Origin of the sequence: Ornithinibacillus scapharcae TW25 (assembly GCF_000190475.1) — a bacterium.
GTDB lineage: Bacteria > Bacillota > Bacilli > Bacillales > Amphibacillaceae > Ornithinibacillus > Ornithinibacillus scapharcae.
In genome coordinates this window covers 1-5,729 of record NZ_AEWH01000002.1, presented here as the reverse complement: position 1 = coordinate 5,729, position 5,729 = coordinate 1, and the positions used below count along the sequence as shown (strand labels likewise).

At 36.3% G+C, this 5,729-nt stretch carries 4 protein-coding genes; all 4 read left to right on the top strand.

Annotated elements, in window-relative coordinates; genetic code table 11:
• The first annotated feature begins 80 nt into the window (after positions 1-80).
• A complete protein-coding gene (parE, locus tag G5W_RS0100040; protein ID WP_010093123.1) occupies positions 81-2,033 on the top strand; it encodes a DNA topoisomerase IV subunit B in 1,953 nt (650 codons plus the stop codon).
• A 39-nt stretch (positions 2,034-2,072) separates the two neighbouring features.
• Complete coding sequence (parC, locus tag G5W_RS0100035) at positions 2,073-4,523, top strand: DNA topoisomerase IV subunit A (RefSeq protein WP_010093121.1); 2,451 nt, start codon at positions 2,073-2,075, stop codon at positions 4,521-4,523.
• Positions 4,524-4,656: 133 nt separating this feature from the next.
• Positions 4,657-5,436, top strand: coding sequence for a class I SAM-dependent methyltransferase (locus G5W_RS0100030; RefSeq protein ID WP_010093119.1), 780 nt, complete (start codon positions 4,657-4,659; stop codon positions 5,434-5,436).
• A 125-nt stretch (positions 5,437-5,561) separates the two neighbouring features.
• Positions 5,562-5,729, top strand: a 168-nt coding sequence (locus tag G5W_RS23055) for a TetR/AcrR family transcriptional regulator (RefSeq protein ID WP_138918926.1), incomplete at its 3' end; no start/stop codon positions are given.

Genomic DNA, 5,729 nt, shown 5'->3' with positions numbered 1-5,729 from the left:
ACGTACACACTAAAACAAACACCTGTTCTACCATATCATATATGGCTTATTGAATTATTGGTGAAGGGAGCAAACTAAAATTGGACAAGACACCATTACATTACTCTGATGATTCAATCCAAGTTCTTGAAGGTCTTGAGGCTGTTAGAAAGAGACCTGGGATGTACATCGGGAGTACTGATCATCGTGGATTGCATCATCTTGTATTTGAAATAGTAGATAATGCAGTTGACGAAGCGTTAGCTGGTTATGGGAATGTTATTAAAGTTAAAATACATAATGATAATAGTATTTCAGTTGAAGATAGTGGTAGAGGAATTCCAACAGGAAAACACAGCACTGGAAAGTCGACAATGGAAGTTATCTTTACTGTATTACATGCGGGCGGAAAATTTGGACAAGGTGGCTATAAAACAAGTGGTGGTTTACACGGGGTAGGTGCTTCGGTTGTAAATGCATTATCCGAATGGTTAGAAGTTACTTCACATCGAGATGGTGGAGTATATTTTCAACGATTTGAAAATGGTGGCATCCCTGTAGGCACACACAAGAAAATCGGCACCACCAAGAAAACAGGTTCTATTATTCACTTCAAACCAGACCCAACCATTTTCTCAACTACAGTCTATAGTTTTGAAACTATTTCTGAAAGACTTCGAGAAGCAGCATTTTTATTAAAAGGACTGCGAATTGAGTTAACCGATGAGCGAACGGAAGAAAAAGAGGTATATGAATATCCAGAAGGTTTAAAATCATTTGTTCACTATCTGAATGAAGATAAAGATGCTCTACAAGAGGTCGTGTTCTTTGAAGGAGAACAATTGGATATCGAAGTGGAATTTGCTTTTCAATTCAATGACGGATATTCAGAAAATATGTTGTCGTTTGTTAACCATGTTCGCACGAAAGATGGCGGTACACACGAATCCGGGGCAAAAGCGGCCATTACTAGATGTTTTAATGAATATGCAAGAAGAACTGGTTCCTTAAAAGAAAAAGATAAAAATTTAGAAGGCACAGATATTCGTGAAGGATTAACTGCAATTGTCTCTGTAAGAATTCCAGAAGAAAAACTGCAATTTGAAGGACAAACCAAAGGCAAGCTCGGAACATCTGAAGCACGCTCTGCAGTAGATGCAGTAGTTTCTGAGAAATTAAATTTCTTCTTAGAGGAAAACCCGGATATTTCTGGATTATTAGTTAAAAAAGCTATAAAAGCAAAAGAAGCACGTGAAGCTGCTCGCAAAGCTCGAGATGAGGCTAGAACTGGTAAAAAGAAGCGTCGAAAAGACACTATTCTAAGTGGTAAATTAACGCCAGCACAATCCAAAAACCCTGATAAAAACGAATTATATCTGGTTGAGGGAGATTCTGCAGGTGGTTCTGCAAAGCAGGGAAGAGACCGTAAATTCCAGGCAGTTTTACCACTTAGAGGTAAAGTTATTAATACGGAAAAAGCAAAACTTCAAGATGTATTTAAAAATGAGGAAATCTCTACTATTATCCATACAATCGGAGCAGGTATAGGCTCAGAATTCTCCATTGAGGATGCAAATTATGATAAGATTATCATTATGACTGATGCTGATACAGACGGTGCACATATTCAAGTATTATTACTGACTTTCTTTTATCGCTATATGAGACCTTTAATAGAGGCTGGTAAGGTTTATATCGCATTACCTCCTTTATATAAAATATCAAAGGGTATCGGTAAAAAAGAGCAAATTGTCTATGCTTGGGATGATAATGAGATGAGAGAAGCTGTGAAAAAGTTTAAAAATGGCTATATTATCCAGCGCTATAAAGGTCTTGGAGAAATGAATGCGGATCAATTGTGGGATACGACAATGAATCCGGAAACTAGAACGTTAATTCGAGTGACCATAGATGATGTTGCACGTGCAGAGCGCCGTGTTACAACATTAATGGGAGATAAAGTAGAACCAAGACGGAAATGGATTGAGTCCAATGTTGCATTTGGATTGGACGAAGAAACCAACATATTAGAGAATGAAAAAATTCAATCTTAAACAAGAAAGTCGTAAAAGGAAAGAGAAGGGGGAAATGACTTGACACAGTCAGAAAAATTTCTCGATCTTCCATTAGAAGAAGTAATCGGTGATCGATTTGGTAGATATAGTAAATATATCATTCAGGACCGTGCCATTCCGGATGCCCGTGATGGATTAAAGCCGGTACAACGTAGAATTCTATATGCAATGTTTCGAGAGAAAAATACTCATGATAAACATTTTCGTAAATCAGCTAAAACTGTAGGTAACGTAATTGGTAACTATCATCCACATGGTGATACATCTGTTTACGATGCGATGGTCCGACTTAGTCAGGACTGGAAAATGCGAAATGTCCTTATCGAAATGCATGGTAACAATGGTAGCATGGATGGCGACCCGCCAGCAGCAATGCGTTATACAGAAGCAAGACTATCCAGTATTGCTTCTGAACTACTTCGTGATATTAATAAAGAAACAGTAGATTTAATGCCTAACTTTGATGATACTGACCATGAACCAGTAGTATTACCAGCGAAGTTCCCTAATTTACTTGTCAATGGATCAACAGGTATTTCTGCAGGTTATGCGACAGATATACCACCTCATAATCTAGGCGAAGTTATCGATGGAGTAATCAAGCGTATTGATAATCCTGAAATCACAATAGAGGAATTAATGAAGGTGATTAAAGGACCTGACTTTCCAACAGGTGGCATTATACAAGGTGTAAACGAGATAAAGAAAGCTTATGAAACTGGTAAAGGAAAAATTGTTGTTCGTGGTAAAGCATCTGTTGAACCGCTTCGTGGTAACAGGGAACAAATTGTAATCGAAGAAATTCCATACGACGTAAATAAAGCATCACTCGTCAAAAAAATGGATGAGCTTCGATATGATCGAAAAGTGGAAGGGATTGCAGAAGTTCGAGATGAGACAGATCGTACAGGTCTTCGCATCGTAGTGGAACTTAAAAAAGATGTAAATAGTGAAGGTGTTTTAAATTTCCTATATAAAAACACAGATTTACAGGTCACATACCATTTTAATATGGTTGCTATTCAAGACCGTACGCCAAAATTATTATCCTTACCAGAAATGCTTGATGCATATATCTCTCATCAAAAAGAGGTAGTAACAAGATCGACAAAATTTGATTTAAATCAAGCAAAAGACCGTTCCCATATTGTAGAAGGACTAATTAAAGCTATTTCCATCTTAGATGAATTAGTGGCAACAATCCGTGCATCCATGGACAAACAGGATGCTAAGAAGCAAATCATGGAAAAGTACGGTTTTACGGAACGTCAAGCCGAAGCAATTGTTATGTTGCAATTATATCGCTTAACAAATACGGATGTAACTCAATTGCAAGCTGAGGCGGAGGAACTTCGTGAAAAGATAAATGAATTAGAGTCTATCTTAGCTAGTGAAGCAAAGCTACTAAAAACCATTAAGAAAGACTTAATGGAAATGAAGAAGAAATTTGCCGACCCTCGCCGAACAATTATAGAAGATAAAATTGAGGAGTTAAAAATTGATATTGAAGTTACTGTAGCTAGTGAAGATGTTCTCATATCTGTTACGAAAGAAGGTTATTTGAAGCGTACAAGTATAAGATCGTATGCGGCTTCCAATGGTGAAGATTTTGCTATAAAAGAAGACGATCATTTAGTTAGTCTAATCGAAGCCAATACGACCGATAAAATTCTAGTATTCACGAATAAAGGTAAATACCTGTATATCCCGGTTCATGAATTACCGGATATTCGTTGGAAAGATATTGGACAACATGTATCGAATCTAGTACAGATTGATAAGGATGAACACATAGTTCATTCTATAGCTATTCGAGAATTTAAAGATGATGATTACTTAGTATTCTTTACGAAGAACGGTATGATTAAGCGAAGTGAATTAAAGATTTATGAAGCACAGCGTTATTCTAAAGCGTTAATCGCTTTAAATTTGAAAAAAGATGATGAAGTCGTTACTGTTTGTCAAACGAAGGGCTATTCGGACGTATTTATTGCTTCCAATAAAGGTTATGGACTTTGGTATCATGAATCAGAAGTGCCTGTAGTTGGGCAAAGAGCAGCTGGGGTGAAAGCGATTCAGTTAAAAGATGGCGAGTTTGTAGTTGGTGGACAAGTATTTGACGATCTATCAGAACCATCATTAGTAGTTGTAACACAGCGTGGTGCGTGTAAACGTATGAAATTACGTGAGTTTGAAAAATCAAGCAGAGCTAAACGTGGTCTAATCATGTTGCGTGAGCTAAAGAATAAACCACATCGTATCGTAGGATTCTTTGCTACTTACGAAAATGATACCATCACTATCTCCACATCAAAAGGAGAAACCGTGAAAGTTTACCCATTAGAATTACCGAACAGTGATCGCTATAGTAATGGATCATTTATTATAGATTCGGATAATCAAGGTGAAATCGTGGAAGTATGGAAAGAAGTAAAGTACGAAAAACCTTTTGATCCAACGGTGGATTAATGAAAAGGCAGACTGTAATTTTTATCACAGTCTGCCTTTCTATATTTGAACAATTTATTATATATTTATTAAACATAGGATAGTGTATAAACGGAGTACTATTACTATAGAAATATTAGATTGGAAAGATTTGATGATTATTACAACTTCTGGTAAACCCACAAGTGAAATTATTGCAAAAGCAAAGCAACTTTCAATAGAATATGGAATACCTTATAAACCGAGACACGGCATTTCTATAAAGTCTTTTAAAAATCAATATCTGGATGATACTGTAGTTGTAGGTTCTGATAAGATTATTATTTCTCCACTTTCTAGTAATAACAATGTCTTTTTTCATCCCAATCTCGCTATTGTACGAGCAAAAAGGGTTTTAAAGGGAGAACACGAGCCACTCCTATCAACTGCAAAATTAAAAGAGGGAATGTCTTTTCTCGATTGTACTTTGGGTCTCGCATCCGACAGTATCATAGCAAGTCTAGCCGTAGGAGATACCGGTAAAGTTATAGGAATTGAAGGAAATGAAATGCTATCTTTTTTAGTTAAAGAAGGACTTCGTTCATTCCAAAGTGGAAATAGTACTATAGACCAAGCAATGAGGAGAATTAGCGTTTTTAACCAAGACCATTTGTTTTTCTTAAAGAATCAGCCAACGAATTCAATTGATGTTGTTTATTTTGATCCTATGTTTCAAGAAGCGATTGATACATCTAACGGTATTGATATCATTAAAGAACATACGATTATGGCGGATATTAGTCACGATATTATTACAGAAGCAAAACGGGTAGCTATAGAACGGGTTATTCTCAAGGACCATTGGAAAAGTAATCGATTTGCCCAATATGGATTTACGCAATTCAAACGAAAAACCTCTTTATTCCATTATGGATCAATCGAAGTAACTGAATAGCATTGCATAGAAAAAAATAAAAAGAAATTTACAGTTCGAAATATCACTTTAACAATTAAGAAAATTATGATAAGCTAAAACTGTAAAATGGGAGAGGAGGGCTTCTAACGTCATTAAGAGATAAAATTATTCACTCTGCATTACATTTGTTTGAGAAGCAAGGCTTTCACGGTGTGACAGTAAATCAGATTGTAGAAAGCATTGGCACCTCCAAAGGGGGGTTCTATCATCATTTTACATCAAAAGACGAACTACTATTTGTCATCCACGATACGTTTATCACGTATGTGCTT

What these genes read in the sequence shown, in the direction of transcription:
- G5W_RS0100030 (WP_010093119.1), top strand. Translation starts at nt 4,657, where the DNA reads ATGATTATTACAACTTCTGGTAAACCCACAAGTGAAATTATTGCAAAA.